Origin of the sequence: Arthrobacter sp. SRS-W-1-2016 (assembly GCF_002009585.1) — a bacterium.
In the GTDB taxonomy this organism is placed as follows: domain Bacteria; phylum Actinomycetota; class Actinomycetes; order Actinomycetales; family Micrococcaceae; genus Arthrobacter; species Arthrobacter bambusae_A.
Map to the genome: position 1 here is coordinate 24,222 of NZ_MTPV01000054.1, position 15,515 is coordinate 39,736.

The 15,515-nt window shown below is 63.1% G+C and carries 13 protein-coding genes; 5 read left to right on the forward strand and 8 right to left on the reverse strand.

Annotated features, from left to right (window positions below; all coding sequences use genetic code 11):
* Positions 1–142: 142 nt before the first annotated feature.
* Complete coding sequence (locus BMF89_RS13485) at positions 143–1,105, reverse strand: metallophosphoesterase (RefSeq protein ID WP_078107619.1); 963 nt, start codon at positions 1,103–1,105, stop codon at positions 143–145.
* Positions 1,098–3,422, reverse strand: a complete 2,325-nt coding sequence (locus tag BMF89_RS13490) for a transglycosylase domain-containing protein (protein ID WP_253190818.1) — start codon at positions 3,420–3,422, stop codon at positions 1,098–1,100. The genes BMF89_RS13485 and BMF89_RS13490 overlap by 8 nt, the downstream gene beginning before the upstream one ends.
* Here BMF89_RS13490 and BMF89_RS13495 point away from each other — a divergent pair.
* From BMF89_RS13495 to BMF89_RS13505, 3 genes are read left to right on the forward strand one after another with little or no spacing between them, the layout of a single operon-like run.
* Positions 3,421–3,576, forward strand: a complete 156-nt coding sequence (locus BMF89_RS13495; protein ID WP_009359196.1) for a DUF4177 domain-containing protein — start codon at positions 3,421–3,423, stop codon at positions 3,574–3,576. The genes BMF89_RS13490 and BMF89_RS13495 overlap by 2 nt on opposite strands.
* Before the next feature lie 2 nt (positions 3,577–3,578).
* A complete protein-coding gene (locus BMF89_RS13500; protein WP_078107621.1) occupies positions 3,579–4,115 on the forward strand; it encodes a RidA family protein in 537 nt (178 codons plus the stop codon).
* 17 nt (positions 4,116–4,132) lie between these two features.
* Complete coding sequence (locus tag BMF89_RS13505; protein WP_078107622.1) at positions 4,133–5,044, forward strand: NUDIX hydrolase; 912 nt, start codon at positions 4,133–4,135, stop codon at positions 5,042–5,044.
* An 89-nt stretch (positions 5,045–5,133) separates the two neighbouring features.
* On the opposite strand, the gene BMF89_RS13510 is transcribed toward BMF89_RS13505, so the two are convergent.
* Positions 5,134–5,811, reverse strand: a complete 678-nt coding sequence (locus BMF89_RS13510; RefSeq protein ID WP_011775987.1) for a Crp/Fnr family transcriptional regulator — start codon at positions 5,809–5,811, stop codon at positions 5,134–5,136.
* A 247-nt stretch (positions 5,812–6,058) separates the two neighbouring features.
* On the opposite strand from BMF89_RS13510, the gene BMF89_RS13515 reads away from it, so the two are divergent.
* Positions 6,059–7,243, forward strand: a complete 1,185-nt coding sequence (locus BMF89_RS13515) for a MarP family serine protease (protein ID WP_078107623.1) — start codon at positions 6,059–6,061, stop codon at positions 7,241–7,243.
* Positions 7,244–7,783: 540 nt separating this feature from the next.
* Here BMF89_RS13515 and aroQ read toward each other — a convergent pair.
* The 5 genes from aroQ to BMF89_RS13540 form a co-directional block, all read right to left on the reverse strand.
* A complete protein-coding gene (gene aroQ, locus BMF89_RS13520) occupies positions 7,784–8,248 on the reverse strand; it encodes a type II 3-dehydroquinate dehydratase (protein ID WP_078107624.1) in 465 nt (154 codons plus the stop codon).
* A 125-nt stretch (positions 8,249–8,373) separates the two neighbouring features.
* Positions 8,374–10,578 (reverse strand): alpha-galactosidase, encoded by a 2,205-nt coding sequence (locus BMF89_RS13525; RefSeq protein ID WP_078107625.1) that lies wholly within the window; start codon positions 10,576–10,578, stop codon positions 8,374–8,376.
* 165 nt (positions 10,579–10,743) lie between these two features.
* Positions 10,744–12,096 carry a sugar ABC transporter substrate-binding protein gene (locus BMF89_RS13530; protein WP_171983493.1) on the reverse strand — a complete coding sequence of 451 codons (1,353 nt, stop codon included), beginning with the start codon at positions 12,094–12,096 and terminating at the stop codon, positions 10,744–10,746.
* A 77-nt stretch (positions 12,097–12,173) separates the two neighbouring features.
* Positions 12,174–13,088: a carbohydrate ABC transporter permease gene (locus BMF89_RS13535; RefSeq protein WP_078107626.1), complete on the reverse strand. Its 915-nt coding sequence runs from the start codon at positions 13,086–13,088 to the stop codon at positions 12,174–12,176.
* Between the two features lie 9 nt (positions 13,089–13,097).
* Positions 13,098–13,919, reverse strand: coding sequence for a sugar ABC transporter permease (locus BMF89_RS13540; protein WP_253190820.1), 822 nt, complete (start codon positions 13,917–13,919; stop codon positions 13,098–13,100).
* Between the two features lie 385 nt (positions 13,920–14,304).
* On the opposite strand from BMF89_RS13540, the gene BMF89_RS13545 reads away from it, so the two are divergent.
* Entirely contained in the window at positions 14,305–15,507 is a 1,203-nt protein-coding gene (locus tag BMF89_RS13545) for a Gfo/Idh/MocA family oxidoreductase (protein WP_078107628.1), read from the forward strand.
* Positions 15,508–15,515 lie beyond the last annotated feature (8 nt).

Here is a 15,515-nt window from a genome sequence, read left to right on the forward strand (position 1 = left end):
ATGTCCAGCTTTGAAAGCAAAGGGTGGACATAATGCTGTTATGTCCACCCTTGGCGCGAAGCGTTGCGCATGCTCATTGGTGCAGGGCGGACATGTCCATCCTTGGCACGGACCGGGGCGCATGCTCGGTGGTGGGCGATGGCTAGCGGCGGGCCGTGAGTGTCAGCAGTACCGCCTCAGGCTTGCACGCTATGCGGACCGGGGCGAAGCGTGAGGTGCCGATGCCGCCTGAGACGTTGACCGGCGTCGTGCGTCCGTTGTTTTCCCAGTCGTGCAGGCCCTTGGCGCGCCAGGTGGGGAGATCGCAATTGGCAACCAAGGCGCCGTAACCGGGGATGCAGATCTGGCCGCCGTGGGTGTGTCCGGCGAGGATGAGGTCTGCTGAGTCGTTCGTGAAGTGGTCCAGGACCCGTTGGTAGGGCGCGTGGATCACGGCAACGCGCAGGTGCGGGCGGGAGTCCTGTCCGGCAGTGCCCCGTGGCCAGCCGGCGTAGCGCTCCCGGTTCAGATGGGGGTCGTCGACTCCGGAGAAATCGAAGCGGATCCCGTTGATGGGCAGGGACTGGTGCCTGTTGGTGAGGTCGATCCAGCCGGACATCCCGAATCCCGAACGAAGCCGCGGCCAGTCAAGCTCCACCGGGTTGTTCTTGACGCGCGAGGGTCCGAGGAAGTACGCGGTCGGGTTCTTGAACCGAGGGGCGTAGTAGTCGTTGGAGCCGGGGACAAAGACACCCGGGAACTTCAACAGTGGCCGCAACGCATCCAGCAGCGGCACGACGGCGTGCGGGTGGCTGAGATTGTCACCCGTGTTCACCACGAGGTCAGGTTCAAGCGCCGCGAGCGAACGCAACCATTCGGCCTTTTTGCGTTGGCTTGGTACGAAATGGATGTCGCTTATGTGCAGCACCCGGAGGGGAGCCGAGCCTGCCGGCAGGATGGGAAGGGTTTCCTCCCGGAGGACGAACTGGTTCTTCTCCCAGAGGCCATAGGCAAAGCCAGCTACGCCCGCGGTTGCACCCGCCCCTGCGGCGACGGCAAAGCCGCGTCCGATGCTTCGGACGCGGCTTGCCAGCGATGCAATGACGGGCTTGGAGCCGTTAGCCATTCTTTTTTCCATTGCCGTTTCCGTTGCTGCTCGGCTGGGTGCTCGGAGTCGTGTTGCCCGGAAGGATGTTGTTCGGAGTGGTGTTGCTCGGCGTCGACGTCCGGTACCCGGGTGGATCCGTCAAGTTCGACGGCGGAGCCGGGAACGGATTGGTGCCATAGGCGGGCGCAACCTGGAGCATGTAGTTGGCGAACTGCGGGCCAGCGATCATGTAACCATCAATGCCTTGGTAGAACTTGCCATTGATTGTCACATTTTGACCGGGTCGTCGCTGGTCGCCAAGCGGATCGCCAAACCAGGTGGCTGTCGCAAGACCGGACGTGTAACCGGCAACCCAGGTGGAACTATTGGAGTCGTTGGTTCCGGTCTTGGCCGCGATCGGGAAGTTGGTCTTGGTAGAGATTCGAGGCTGGATCAGCGAGCCAGAACCCTTGTTCAGAACCTCTTGCATGGCGTACGCAACGCCGTGAGCGACCTCAGGGCTGACCGCACTTCTGCAACTCGTGGATTGGGCCGGCAGTTTGGCGCCAGTCTGGTCGGTTACCGAAGTGATGGCGATCGGCTCGCAGTACGTGCCGTTGTTCGCAAAAGTGGCGAAAGCACTGGCCATGGTGAGCGGCGCAGTCTGGGTGGCGCCGATCAGGTTGGACAAACGAGTCATGGGAATCTTGGGATTCGGGTCGCCATTATTTGCGTTGGGGAGGCCGCCGTGGATGCCAACAGCGTCGACGATCTTCTGGATGCCGCACAGGTCAACCCGTGCGGCCGTGGCAAAGGTCATCGTGTTGATGGAGTTGGCCAAACCATCGACTACCGTCATGGGCTTGTAATACCCGCCCTCGGCGTTCTGAAGGTCGAAGCTGCCCGGCACGGTGCTGTCGTAGAAGCCGTCCTCCGGGGTCGGACAGGTGTTCTTCCATGGGAATCCCGGCGCGTAGCGCCGAACCGTGCCGTCGAGAACCGTGTTCATGGACTTGCCCTCGTTCAACCATTCGGCAAACGTGAAGGGCTTCATGGTGGAACCGGGCTGGAAACCACCCAAGCCATTGAGGTCGTTGCCGTTGGCATCGAGCTTGTCAACGTTAAAGTTCTGCTCAGCCTGGAACTTCCCGTCAGCCGGCAACCAGACAGTATTTTGGGCCATCGAAACGATCTTGCCAGTGCCCGGCTGGACCGAGACCAGGGAGGCACCCCATTTGTCCGGGTTGGCACCGGCGGAAGCGTCAACCTGGGTTTGGGCCACGGCCTGAGCCTTGGGATCCAGTGTGGTCTGGATGGTCAGGCCGCCACGTGAGACTCGGTTGATGCGATCGTCCTGCGTGGCGCCGTACGCAGGGTTGTTGTAGAGCAAGTGAAGCACGTAGTCGCAGAAATACGCCGCTGTGGCGGAGTAAGGGCAGCCTTGGCGAGGCTGAGTGACCTTGGTGGTCACCGGCGTCGCGATGGCGGCGTCGTAGTCAGCCTTCTTGATCTTTCCCTGATCCAGCATGAGGCCAAGGACCAAGTCGCGACGTTGCTTCGCGTGGTCCGGGTTGGTCACCGGGTCGTAGTAGGACGGGCTGTTGACCACGCCGGCCAGCAAGGCGGCCTGCGGCAAGGTGAGGTCCTTGGCGCTGGTGCTGAAGAAGAGCCTCGAGGCGGCCTCGATGCCGTAGGCGTCCTTATTGAAGAAGACGATGTTGAGGTAGCCCTCAAGGATCTGCTGCTTGGAGAACTTCTTCTCCAAGGCGATAGCCAGCTTCATTTCGCGGAGTTTGTCGCCAACGCCTTTGTTGACGCCATTGAGCTTCACATCGGCCGACTGGCCCTGGGACACGAGGGACTCGTTGATGACGTTGTTCACGTACTGCTGGGTGATGGTGGAGGCACCCTGCTTCTGGCCGCGCGCCGTGCTGACGATGGCGCGCATGATGCCGGTGGCGTCGACGCCACCGTGCTCATAGAAGCGGCTGTCCTCGACCGAGACGATCGCGTCCTTGATGAAAGGGCTCATCTGGTCGAGCGAGACCCGCGTGCGGTTCTCGGAGTAGATGGAGGCGATCTGGCTGCCGTCCGCGGCCAGGATGGTGGTCGCCTGGCTGGGCGGGGTCACCTGAAGCTCCGCCGGCAACGTGTCGAAGAACTGAATGGACCCACTCGCCGCACTGCCTGAAACGGCGGCCGCGGGGACGAGCAAGCCCGCCACCAGGACACCACAAATAGCGCTCACACCGAGGAATCCGAGGATCTTTCCAAGAGTGGTGGCAGTGTCGAATAGAGGGTTCCTACGAGTCACCATGTTCACCACTTTACCGGCAAGGGCTAGTCTTTCTTTCATGACCAAATGGGAGTACGCGACGATTCCGCTCATCATTCACGCCACAAAGCAGATTCTGGACCAATGGGGAGAGGACGGCTGGGAGCTCGTCCAGGTTGTCCCCGGACCCGATGGAAACGGACTTGTTGCATACTTGAAGAGGGAGAAGCAGTAACAATGACAACCCCCGCAGAAGCCACCGTTGGCGCGGATTCCGCAACTCCGGCATCCGCCGTCGAGCAGCGCCTTGCCGAACTTGGACTGACCCTGCCGGCTGTAGCCGCTCCAGTGGCCGCCTACGTTCCGGCCATCGTCTCCGGCAACCACGTCTACACTTCCGGACAACTGCCCTTTATTAACGGCAAACTCGAAGCTACGGGCAAAGTCTCCAGCGGCGAGGAAGGCCTTTCGGAAGAGCCCACGGTGTCTCCGGAAGACGCGCAGATGTATGCAGCCGTTTGCGCGGTCAATGCCTTGGCTGCCGTCAAGAGCGTCATCGGAGACCTCGACCGCATCACGCGCATCGTGAAGGTCGTCGGCTTCGTGGCCTCCGATGCCTCCTTCACCGGCCAGCCCGGTGTTATCAATGGTGCATCCGAGCTCCTCGGGCGTGTCTTCGGCGACAAAGGGCAGCACGCGCGTTCCGCCGTCGGCGTTGCAGTCCTTCCGCTCGACTCTCCCGTCGAGGTCGAGTTGATCGCTGAATTCAGCTAAGGAACCGGTTCACTCAATTGCCACAACTTGCCCGACGCCTGTTTGCGTTACCCCCTGAACTAGAAGGGGCAGCACGGAACTGGCTTGAGCTCGGCGAACGGGCCCCCCGCGCCGCGCGCTTTGCATCATCTGTTGTCCTGCTGCGTGATTCGCCTACCGGCCTGGAAACGTGGATGGGTTACCGTCCCGGTTCCTCGCCGTTGGGTGTTGTCGCGTTTCCCGGCGGATCGCTGGAACCCAGCGACGACGACGCCCTCGGCTGGCTCGGCCCCTCGCCTCAGCATTGGGCTGACGCGCTGGGGACCGCCGACGTCGGACTTGCCCGCCGACACGTGGTGGGCGCCATCCGCGAGCTGTTCGAGGAAACCGGCGTGCTGCTGGCCGGTCCCGACTTGTCCTCCACGGTCGAGGCAACCTCGACTCCCGAGTGGATGAAGGCGCGTGAGGCCGTAGCTGCCCAGGACAAGTCGTTCACGGATGTCCTGGCCAAGCGTGGCTTGTCGCTCCGGACGGACCTGCTCAAGCCGCTCGTCAACTGGCTCAGCCCGGACTTTGCGCATCGGCGGTTCAACACCCGCTACTTCGCGGCGACTCTTCCCGTGAACCAACAGCCTTCGCTGCTGGCGAGCAAGGGTGTCTGGGGGCGCTGGGTATGCGTTTCCAAACTCATGGCCGATCGCGAGACCACTGAGCTTGGGAACGAAGTCGGCCAGGAAAACACGGTCGGTTTGTCATTGGGCCAATTGCTGGTGCCCGGCTCGGAGATCATTCTCGAAAAGATGGCTGCCGCCCAAGGCTGCATCGCGTACCTCAGCTACAAACGCAAGCCGCATATGTACCAGCCGCACCTCATTGAAGAGGATGGTGCGCTCATGCTCGAAGTCGAAGCCGCCCGCACGGTTTCAGGGGAGCCGCAGCGGGAGCGCTGACGACGACGACCTGCGACGCTGGCGATACGAAAAATGCCTGGCGACTCCGGAATTCCGGAGTCGCCAGGCATTTTCTGTGTCGCTAGAAATTACCGGGAGCGCTGGCGGAGGCGCTGCATGTCCAGGATGACTACCGCGCGGGCTTCCAGGCGGAGCCAACCGCGCTGGACGAACTCGGCGAGGGCCTTGTTGACCGTCTCGCGGGAAGCTCCGACCAACTGGGCCAGTTCTTCCTGCGTAAGTTCGTGGGCCACCAGGACGCCGTCGGTCGCGGGCCGGCCGAAGCGGTCGGCGAGATCCAGCAGGGCCTTGGCGACGCGGCCCGGGACGTCCGAGAAAACGAGGTCGGACAGGGAGTCGTTGGTGCGGCGCAAGCGTCGGGCGAGTGCCTGCAGCAACTGCGCTGAAACCTCGGGACGAGTGCGCAGCAGGGCGTTGAGGCTTTCGTTCTTCAGGCCAGCCAGTCGCGTCTCGGAAACGGCCGTAGCCGTCGCGGTGCGCGGGCTCGGGTCGAACAGGGCCATTTCGCCGAAGAGCTCGCCCGGGCCCAGGATGGCCAGCAGGGATTCGCGGCCATCCGGAGAGGTGCGGCCGAGCTTAACCTTGCCGGACACGATGAAGTACAGCTGGTCACCCTGATCTCCCTCGCGGAAAACAGACGCTCCGCGTGAAAGGTCCACCTCTGTGAGTTCGTCCGTCAGCAGACGGAAAGCGTCGTCGTCAAGGGTGGCGAAGAGGGGTGCGCGGCGCAATACCTCGATATCCATGAAATCTCCTGAGTAAAAGTTCGGCTGGGGCGCTTCAGCCATTGTTTCAGAATTTTGTCGCGTCTGTGACGTACTTGGCAGCCGAAACGCCCGAAATCACGCGGAACAGGCCCAAAATCGGGCCTCAACCCGATGGGAATGTTCCGCTGGGCGCGGGCTTCGAGACCTGGACGACCGCCTGCTTCCGAAGGGAAGCTGTCAGTCTGTGCAACTACAATTGGGGCTTACTCGGCTGTGAGGAGCATTGGTGTTCGGCTTGACCATCTTGGACCTGGCGTTGATTTTGACGCTTCTTTCCTACCTGATCTACGGACTGCGCAACGGCTTCTTCGTGACGCTCGGTGGAATCGCAGGCTTCGCCGTGGGCGCAATGGCTGCCTTTATCGCGGTTCCGCTCGTCGGCGACTGGGTAAAGGACAGCGGTTGGAGGCTGACCGCCATTATCGGTTCGGCTGTGGTGCTCATTGTCCTGGGGCATGGGCTTGGCACCTGGATCGGTCAAAAGGTCCGCAAGGCCGTGCGCATCCAGCCCTTGCACGCACTCGACCGTCTGCTGGGTGGATTTGTCAGCCTGGTTGTCGCGGCACTGGTCATGTCCCTGTTGGCGTTCAGCATCGGTTCCCTGGGTGTGCCCTTCGTTTCGCAGCAGCTGGCAGGTTCCAAGGTGATCCGCTTCATCGACACCATGACGCCAACGCCTGTCAAGGCAAGCGTCGCGCAACTGCGTTCCACGGTCATGGGCAACGGGATTCCGCAGCTCATCGAGGGCATCGGCCCCGTGGCGCCTGTGCCGATTCCGAACACCAGCACGGACACTCCCGCACTCAACAATGCGGCCCATTCCGTGCTGAAGATTGCCGGTACGGCCTACCAATGCGGTCAAAACCAGACGGGCTCCGGCTTCGTCGTCTCCCCTGGCCGTGTGGTGACCAACGCGCACGTCGTGGCTGGTGTGTCGCAGCCCGTGGTGGAAATCCCCGACGGCGGTGCGTTGCCAGGCCGTGTGGTCTACTTCGACAGCCAGCGCGACCTGGCCGTAGTCGCCGTCGACGGGCTCCCGACGGCGCCCCTCCAGTTGAGCGCCGACCTTCCGGCCGGTTCGCCCGCGGCCTTCGCCGGGTACCCCCACGGTGGTCCGTTCCAGTCCAAACCGGCTGCGGTGGAGGGAATCTCGACCCTGCTGGTCCCGGACATCTATGGCAACAACCCGTCCCCGGAACAGGTCTACAAGATTGCGGGAGACGTGCAGCCGGGCAACTCGGGCGGTCCGCTGCTGACGACCCAGGGGCAGGTTGCCGGCGTGGTCTTCGCCAAGACCACTTCGGATGTGGCCGTGGGCTACGCCCTCACCATGGACGAGCTCTCGCCGGTGGTCCAGCAAGCATCATCCCTGAGCACGGCAGTGTCGTCGGGCCAGTGCACCAAGAAGTAGCCCTGCCCACCAAGGGACATGCTCTGCGTTTGATTTGAGCATTGGACATATTGCGTTTATGTCCAGTGCTGGCCGCGAAGAATGAGCATGTCCCCAGGGATGAGGCGGACATGTCCAGCCTTGGGCTTGAAGAATGAGCATGCGCCGTTGCCAGGGATCGAAGAAGTAGCCCTGCCCACCAAGGGACATGCTCTGCGTTTGATTTGAGCATTGGACATATTGCGTTTATGTCCAGTGCTGGCCGCGAAGAATGAGCATGTCCCCAGGGATGAGGCGGACATGTCCAGCCTTGGGCTTGAAGAATGAGCATGCGCCGTTGCCAGGGATCGAAGAAGTAGCCCTGCCCACCAAGGGACATGCTCTGCGTTTGATTTGAGCATTGGACATATTGCGTTTATGTCCAGTGCTGGCTGCGAAGAGTGAGCATGTCCCCAGGGATGAGGCGGACATGTCCAGCCTTGGGCTTGAAGAGTGGGCATGTCCGGAGGGGAAGTGCGGACACAGGGTGTGCCCCCAAGCAACCCCGCTCCGTTCGAGGGACTAGACCGCGGTGGCGAGGTAGTCGATGGCCAGCTTGTAGCCCTGAACTCCTGCGCCGACGATCACCGCGGAGCACACCGGGGACAGGTAGGAGTGGTGCCGGAATTCCTCGCGCTGGTGCACGTTGGTGATGTGGACCTCGACGGCGGGAAGCTGCACTGCCGCAAGCGCGTCCCGCAGTGCCACGGAAGTGTGCGTGTATGCTCCCGCGTTGATGACGATCCCGACGGCGGTTCCGCGTGCGCCGTGGATGGCGTCCAAGAGGTCGCCCTCATGGTTTGACTGGACGCAGTCCACGGTGAAGCCGTTGGCCTCCGCGGCTGCCATGGCGAGCTGTTCGACGTCGACCAACGTGGAGGTGCCGTACTTTTCCGGCTCGCGCGTGCCCAGCAGGTTCAGGTTGGGGCCGTTCAGGACGAGGATGGTGCCGCGACCGGCTGCGGTGGCGGTGGGAGCTTCAGTCATAACTCCCAATCTATAGGTGCGCCGAGCCTGCTTGGAGTTTCTTACGCCGCCGGGCTTACGCGGCCGGGCTTACGCCGCCCGGCTGCGTCCCTCCCATAAGCAGCGTAAGAAACACCAAACAGCAACTACACAGCCGTGATCCGGAGCAGCAGCGCGTGTTCCGGATTCAGGACCGGCATGGGAAGCCCCACCTCAGCAAGGAAGCGGCCACTTGCCTCAGCCCCGGACGGCAGCCATGCCGGCGGCTGCACCTGGGTGAACGTGCGGGCATAGTCGGCGTCGCCGGGGGCCGGGAAAATGGCCTGAACCATGTAGGAACGCTCGGGATCGAGGCCCGGAATGGCCACGCGCCCGGGTTGTTCGGCAAACGACGTCCGGGTGCTGACGACGGCGAACAGCGCGGAGCCGCCGTCGTCGGAGACCACACCGTGCACCATCAGCGAGTCGTCCGGGACGTCCGCACGCACCATCCGCCCGCTGTGGATGAGCCCGCGGTGCTCCTTGTACAGGCCGATGAAGCGCTTGAGTTCCTCGCGTTCGGCTCGCTGGACCTGCCGGACATCCCATTCCATGCCGAAATGCCCGAACATCGCAGTGATGGCGCGGAAGGAGAGATCGTGCGTCCGGGCCGTGGTGTGCGAGGTGGTGGGTCCGATGTGCCCGCCCACCAGTTCCGGCGGAACCACGACGCCGGTCCAGCGCTGGATGGTCTGCCTCTCGAGGGCGTCGTTGCAGTCCGATCCCCAGATCCGGTCGGTCCGCTCAAGGATGCCGAGGTCCACCCGGGCACCGCCGGAAGAGCAGCTTTCGATTTCGACGCCGGGGTGGGCTTTGCGGAGCTCGTCGAAGAGCCGGTAGGCGGCCAGGGTTTGCCCATGTACGGAGGCCCGCCCTGCATGGCCGTGCTCGCTGAGGTCCCGGTTCTGGTCCCATTTGAGGTACTTGATGTTGTTTTCCCGAAGGAGCGCGTCGATCCGGTCGAAGACGTATCGCCAGGCTGCGGGGTTGACGAGGTCGATAATGTGCTGGTGCCGCCATTCCAGGGGAAGGCGGCCGCCGTCCTTGTGGGAGAGGGCCGAGGGGCCCACGATCCAGTCGGGGTGCGATCGTGCAACATCGGAATCCAGGTTGATCATTTCCGGTTCCACCCAGAGTCCGAACTCCATGCCGTGCGAATTCACGGCCTCGATGAGCGGCGTCAGCCCATCTGGCCAAAGGGTTCGGTCAACGTACCAGTCGCCCAGGCCCGCATGGTCGTCGCGGCGGCCGCGGAACCAGCCGTCGTCGAGCACGAAGCGCTCAACGCCCAGTTCCGCCGCGGACTCGGCGAGCTCCAGCAGGGTGTCCAGCCGGTGGTCGAAGTACACGGCCTCCCAGGTGTTGAGGACCACGGGGCGGGGCTTGCCGGCGGGGAGCCCCGTGGAAGCCGCGGGAAGGACATGATGCGGGCGGGACCGGAACCAGCCGTAGAAAGCTTCGCTGATGCCGTCCAGTCCGCGGTCCGAGTAGGCGGCAAATAGTGCGGGCGTGGTGTAGCTTTCGCCGGGCTGGAGCACTATTTCGGCCGGGCCCAGGAGCTCGGAACCGCCGATCACGGTGCGGCCATCGGCCACGGTGTCGGCGAATTGTTCGTGGTTGCCGCTCCATGCCAAGTGCGTGGCCCAGACCTTCCCGTGGCGGTTCCCGAATCCGGCAGTACCCGCCGCGAAGAGCAGCGAGGAATCGTGCCCCGTGCGGCCGTGGCGTCCCGTGCGCACCCACGTCCCTTGTTGGACGGGTCGGCGCTGCGGGTGCCGCTCGCGGCACCAGCGGCCGGTGAGGTCCAGGAGTTCGACGGCGTCCGGCCCCACCGGGAGGACGGTGGCCAGTTCGTCGAGCTGGAAAGGGGACGTGCCGTCGTTGACGGCGGTGTGGCGCAGTTCGAGAAGGCCTCCCGGGTGAAGGGTGAGGCCGGACGTCACGGTGATTCCGGCGTCGGGATCCTGCTGGACAATCACTGCAGAGGCGGCCGCGGCAGTGGCGACGGCGGAGCTGCTGTCAGCCTGTACGTCCACCACGCGAAACCGGAGCGAAAAGTCCAGTCCGGGGACGCCGTCGGCGATTCGCTGGCCACGCAGGCCCGGGCGGCCTTGCCATGCTGAGGAAGCTTGGGGGAGGAGCGCGGCCGGGACAGTCACGTCGATGGCGGAGTGGGGGATGGGTCCGCCCAGGATGGCGAGGTCGGGGAGCGTGCTGCCGAGATCGGCACCCCAGTGGATGACTTCAGCCTCTCCGTTATCGAAACTGAGCACCAGGCTTGTGCCGGCGGAACGGAGGTGGAGCGGGTCCATGGGCTGTTCGCTTTCAGGGAGTCGTGTGTCGCGATGGAGGGGATGGAGAGCCCGGACGCCGCCGTCAAAGGAGTGAAAGCGGCGGCGCCCGGACTGCTTGCGGGGCTGCGGCGTTGCAGATCAGGATAGCGGGAGCCCGGCCGCTGATGGGCTCCCGCCCGGGGACTATTTCGAGAAGAGGGCGTTGACTTGGTCGTTCGCAGCTGAGAGGGAGCTTGCCGGTGCCTTGCCTGCGATGACGGCGTCCATGGCGGGCTTCATGATGCCCGCCACCTTGGCGGCGTTGTCCGTGATGGGAAGCAGGAAGGTGGACTTGTCCTTCACGTGCTGCGTGAAGGCGGTGACGTCGATACCCTTTGCCTTGAAGGCTGCGGCGGCCTTGTCGGTGGAGGACTTGATCGCGGGGAAGACAACGGCCTTGGCGGCTACGACGTCCTGGCAGGCAGAGGAGCCGAGGTACTCGACCCACTTGATGGAGGCGTCCTTCTTCTTGGTCCCGGCCCAGATGGAGTCGGCCAGGCCGTTGAACATGGAGGCGCTCTTGCCGTCAACTCCCGTGGGGGTGGGGGCGATGCCGAGGTCGATGCCCTTGTACCCCTTGTACTGGCCGATCATCCAGTCGCCGTTGGCGTTGATGGCGGCCTTGCCGGCGCCGAAGGCGTCGGGTGCGTTGGCGCCGACCGTGGTTTCGAGCTTGGGCATGTAGCCCTTCTGGGCAAGGGAAGCCCACCAAGCGATGGTGTCCTGGACGCGCTTGTCGTCGTAGTTGAAGTGCGAGCCCCAAGGGGTCTTGTCCGTGGCGCTCCAGCCCGTGGTGGCTGAGAGGAAGCTCCATTGAGTCTGTCCGGCGTTTTCGGCGTCGGAGCCCGGCAGGCCAAGTCCATACACCGCGACGTTGTTCTTGTCGAAGCCCGGTTCGTCGCCGCGCTTGCCGTTCTTGTCGACGGTGAGGTGGGCGATGGCCTTCTCATAGCTTCCGCCGTCCTGCGGGTTCCAGGTCAAGGCGGCCATCTGCTCAGGCGAGAGACCGGCGTCGGCGGCCATCTTCTTGTTGTAGAAGAGGCCAACGGTGTCCCAGTCCTTCGGAAGGCCGTAACGCTTGCCATCTTGGCCCACCCAGAGGTCCGCAAGGCCTGCGTTGTACTGGGTGAGGTCCACCTTGTCGTTGGACACTGCGTCATCGAGCGCGACGAGCTGTTTGGTCTTGATGAAGTCCGGGTACTTGGAAAGGTGGTCGGTGAAAACGTCGGGGGCGGTGCCGGAGGCCATTCCGTTGGTGATCTTGCCCCAGTAGTCATCCCAGCCCGTCTGGGTGATCTTGACGGTGATATCCGGGTTGGTCTTGTGGAAGTCGTCTGCGCACTGCTGGTAGGCGGGAAGCTGGTTGGAGTCCCAGAGCCAGTAGCTGATCTCTCCCTTGGCGGAGTCGGCGCTGCTGGCTCCTCCGCTTCCGCAAGCGGAGAGGGCGAGGGTGGCCACAGCGGCAGCGGCGACGGCGCCGAGTACTTTCTTTTTCATGATGGGTCCTTTCGGGTGGGGAAGGGCGGGCGCACGGCATGGGCCGGCCCCTGGTGGAGAGGTGATGGCGGGAAGGATTACTTGGTGCCGCTGAAGCCGATCGAGTTGACGATCTTCTTGCCGAAGATCGAGAACAGGATGAGCACTGGAAGGGCGGAGACGAGGGTCGCGGCCATGAGGCCGGACCAGTCCGGGGCGCCTTGCGGGGACTGTGATTTGAAGACGCCCAGTCCCACCGTGAGCACTCGCGATTCCTCGGAGGTCCCGACCAGGAGGGGCCAGAAATATTCGTTCCACTGGCCCATGAACGTGAGCAGGGCGAGTGTCGCGATGGGTGCGGCGGCGTTGGGCATGACGATTTGGAAGAAGATCCGCCAGTGCTTCGCGCCGTCGAGCATCGCGGCTTCCTCCACCTCCCGGGACATGTTGAGGAAGAACTGCCGCATGAAGAAAATCGCGAACGGGGTCATGAACAGATAAGGCAGGACCAATCCGAGCATTGAGTTGAGGAGGCCGAGGTTTTTCACGAGGAGGAAGTTCGGCAGTGCCGTGAAGATCGGCGGGACCAGCATGGTGCCGAGGAAAAGGGTGAAGACGCCGTCGCGGCCCTTCCAACGCAACCGTGCGAAGGCATAGGCGGCCATTGAGCTGAAGAATACGGCGCCCGCGGTGGTGATGCTTGAGAACAGCAATGAGTTCAACAGATATTGCCAAAAGTTGATGGAGGCCCCGGAGCCGCCCTCGGCGATGGCTTCGGAAGCGGTCTGGAGGCCGAAGACGCGCTTGAAGGCACCAAGGCTGAAATCGGCGGGGAGGAGGCTTGCCGAGTTGGACGCAAGCGAGCCGTTGGTGGAGAAGGCCGTGCGGAGAACCCAGTAAAAGGGCAGCACGCTCACGGCAATGGCGATGGCAAGCAGCACCCAGGCGCTTGTGCGGCGCCAGTTGAACGGACGACGGCGGGTGGCTGCCTTGGGGGAGGAGAGGGTGGTCATGTTGTGTCCTTAGTCCAGGTCCGACTGGTTGCCGCGGAGGAGCTTCATCTGGATGAAGGCCACGATTGCCAGGATGAGGAAGAGGATCACGGCGAGGGCCGAGCCATATCCGAAGTCTTGCTCGTTGAAGGCGCGCTGGTAGATGTAGTACTGCAGCACGCGGGTTGCGTTGACGGGGCCGCCCTGGGTGGTGACGGCAACGGTGTCAAAGACCTGGAAGGAACCGATGACGGTCACCACGAGCACCAGGACGAGAACGGGGCGCAGCAGCGGGAGGGTGATCCGCCAGAAGGTGCTGAACGCCTTGGACCCGTCGATGCTGGCGGCTTCGTACACCGTGTGGGGGATGGCTTGCAGTCCGGCGAAGATCAGCAGCGCGGTGTAACCCATATGGCGCCAGGTGTTGATGAGCGCCTGCGTGGGGATGGCCCATTCCTCACTGCCGAAGAAGGCAACGCGGGGCAGTCCGAACCACTCGATGAACTGGTTCACGATGCCGATCTGGTAGTCGAGCATCCAGAACCACAGAAGCGCGGCGATGACGTTCGCCATGAGGTACGGGAGCAGGAGCGCCCCGCGGATGAGGGTTGACTTGGCGACCCGGTGCATGAGGATTGCGAGGCCGAGGGCCAGGAGCGTCTGGAGCACGATATTGATGACGACATATTCCGACGTGACCCCGAGGGCATTCCAGAAAAGAGGGTCCTTCGCGATCTGTTGGTAGTTCTTGACGCCGATCCATTCGGGGTCGCCGAGGATGCTGTACTCGGTGAAGCTCAGGTAGATGCCGCGGATGGTCGGCACCAGGTAGAAGAGCAGGAAGCCGACCATCGCCGGGGCGATGAACAGGAGCGCGATCTTGAGGTCCCCGATGCCGCGGAAGCCTGCAGCGGGCTTTCCCCTTTTATGTGGTTTCCGTGATCTCCGCGAGTTCCCGGGTTTTCCAGAAGCCGAAAGCTCCGGATCAGGATGTTTGGTGAGGGTGGTCATCTTCGACCCTTCGTGAGTGTGACATGGCTAACATCTGCCCTGAATCTACACGAGTAGATCTGAAGGGGTCAAGCAAGTCTGTGAAGTTTTGTTCGAATATTTTGGATTTATTGCGTTTTGTTGACTCGAGTAGATCCCAGTGATTCACTGGCCTGAGTCACTCGTCGAGCCCTCCCGGCGCGGCGGGGGCATTCTGAAGCCACCTACATGAATCGAAGGGCTAACAATGACGTTTTCTATGGGAGTAGTAGGCCTTGGCCAGTTCGGCGGCCAATTTGCCCACCTCTTCAAGCTCCACCCCGGGGTTTCCGCGGTCTACGCCGTGGACGAACTCCCCGAACGGGCGTCGAAAGCTGTGGAACAGCTGGGGCTGGACGGCACCATGGCAAGTTTCGACGAATTGCTGGCCTCCGACGTCGACGCCGTCGCCATCTTCACGCAGCGCTGGACGCACGGGCCGTTGGTGATCAAGGCGCTGCGCGCCGGAAAACACGTCTATTCGGCTGTTCCGATGGCAATCTCCGAGGAGCAGATCGCCGGAATCATCGAAGCCGTGCGTGAGACCAAGCTTGTCTACGCCATGGGAGAGACCAGCTTCTACAACCCCGCCACCGTCTATGCCCGCAAGCAGCACGCTGCCGGCAAGTTCGGCCGCATCTTCTACACCGAAGGCGATTACGTCCACGACATGGACCTGGGCTTCTACGAGGCCTACCAGTACAGCGGCGGCGAAAACTGGAAAGCAACCGCCAGCTACCCGCCCATGCTGTACCCCACCCACGCGATCGGCGGCGTACTGGGCGCCATACCGGGCCACGCCGTGAGCGTCAGCTGCATCGGCGTCAAGGACGATCGCGGCGACGGCGTCTTCGACAAGGACGTCAGCATGTTCGACAATGACTTCTCCAACGCCACGGCGCTTTTCGAAATGAACGACGGCGGCGCGATGCGCACCAACGAGATGCGCCGCGTGGGCTACCCCTCGCATATCCGCGAATCGCGCTTCCGCTTCTTCGGCACCGAGGCAAGCTTCGAGCAGCTGGCCACCACGACGTTGTGGCAGGACAAGGAGGGCGTACTCGACATCTCGGACCAGGTGGAGACCAAGCCGAGCATGTCGCCCGATGACCCCTCGTTGGCGGACGTCGCCCCCGAACTTCGCGGCGCTTTCATCTCCGGCCTCGCTCCGGTGCACGACGCCGCCAGGCTGCCCGTTGAATTCGAGGGAGCTCCGAACGGGCACGAAGGCAGTCATCAGTTCCTGGTGGACGACTTCGTCACGGCCGTGAACAAGCGAAGCCTTCCGCCTGTCAACGCGTGGGTGGCGGCCCGCTACACGCTCCCCGGCGTCGTAGCGCACGAATCGGCGCTCCGCGGCGGCGAACGGCTCCCCATCCGCGATTTCGGAGATGCTCCGGAGGCTTTGTAGCTAGCATG

Bases quoted from the DNA above. Each gene is read 5' to 3' on its own strand.
- BMF89_RS13525 (WP_078107625.1), bottom strand. From the start codon at position 10,578: ATGGACCCGCTCCACCTCCGTTCCGCCGGCACAAGCCTGGTGCTCAGT.
- BMF89_RS13510 (WP_011775987.1), bottom strand. From the start codon at position 5,811: ATGGATATCGAGGTATTGCGCCGCGCACCCCTCTTCGCCACCCTTGAC.
- BMF89_RS13545 (WP_078107628.1), top strand. From the start codon at position 14,305: ATGACGTTTTCTATGGGAGTAGTAGGCCTTGGCCAGTTCGGCGGCCAA.
- BMF89_RS13495 (WP_009359196.1), top strand. From the start codon at position 3,421: ATGACCAAATGGGAGTACGCGACGATTCCGCTCATCATTCACGCCACA.
- BMF89_RS13535 (WP_078107626.1), bottom strand. From the start codon at position 13,088: ATGACCACCCTCTCCTCCCCCAAGGCAGCCACCCGCCGTCGTCCGTTC.
- BMF89_RS13540 (WP_253190820.1), bottom strand. From the start codon at position 13,919: ATGGTCGGCTTCCTGCTCTTCTACCTGGTGCCGACCATCCGCGGCATC.
- BMF89_RS13530 (WP_171983493.1), bottom strand. From the start codon at position 12,096: ATGAAAAAGAAAGTACTCGGCGCCGTCGCCGCTGCCGCTGTGGCCACC.
- BMF89_RS13500 (WP_078107621.1), top strand. From the start codon at position 3,579: ATGACAACCCCCGCAGAAGCCACCGTTGGCGCGGATTCCGCAACTCCG.
- BMF89_RS13490 (WP_253190818.1), bottom strand. From the start codon at position 3,422: ATGAAAGAAAGACTAGCCCTTGCCGGTAAAGTGGTGAACATGGTGACT.
- BMF89_RS13485 (WP_078107619.1), bottom strand. From the start codon at position 1,105: ATGGCTAACGGCTCCAAGCCCGTCATTGCATCGCTGGCAAGCCGCGTC.
- aroQ (WP_078107624.1), bottom strand. From the start codon at position 8,248: ATGACTGAAGCTCCCACCGCCACCGCAGCCGGTCGCGGCACCATCCTC.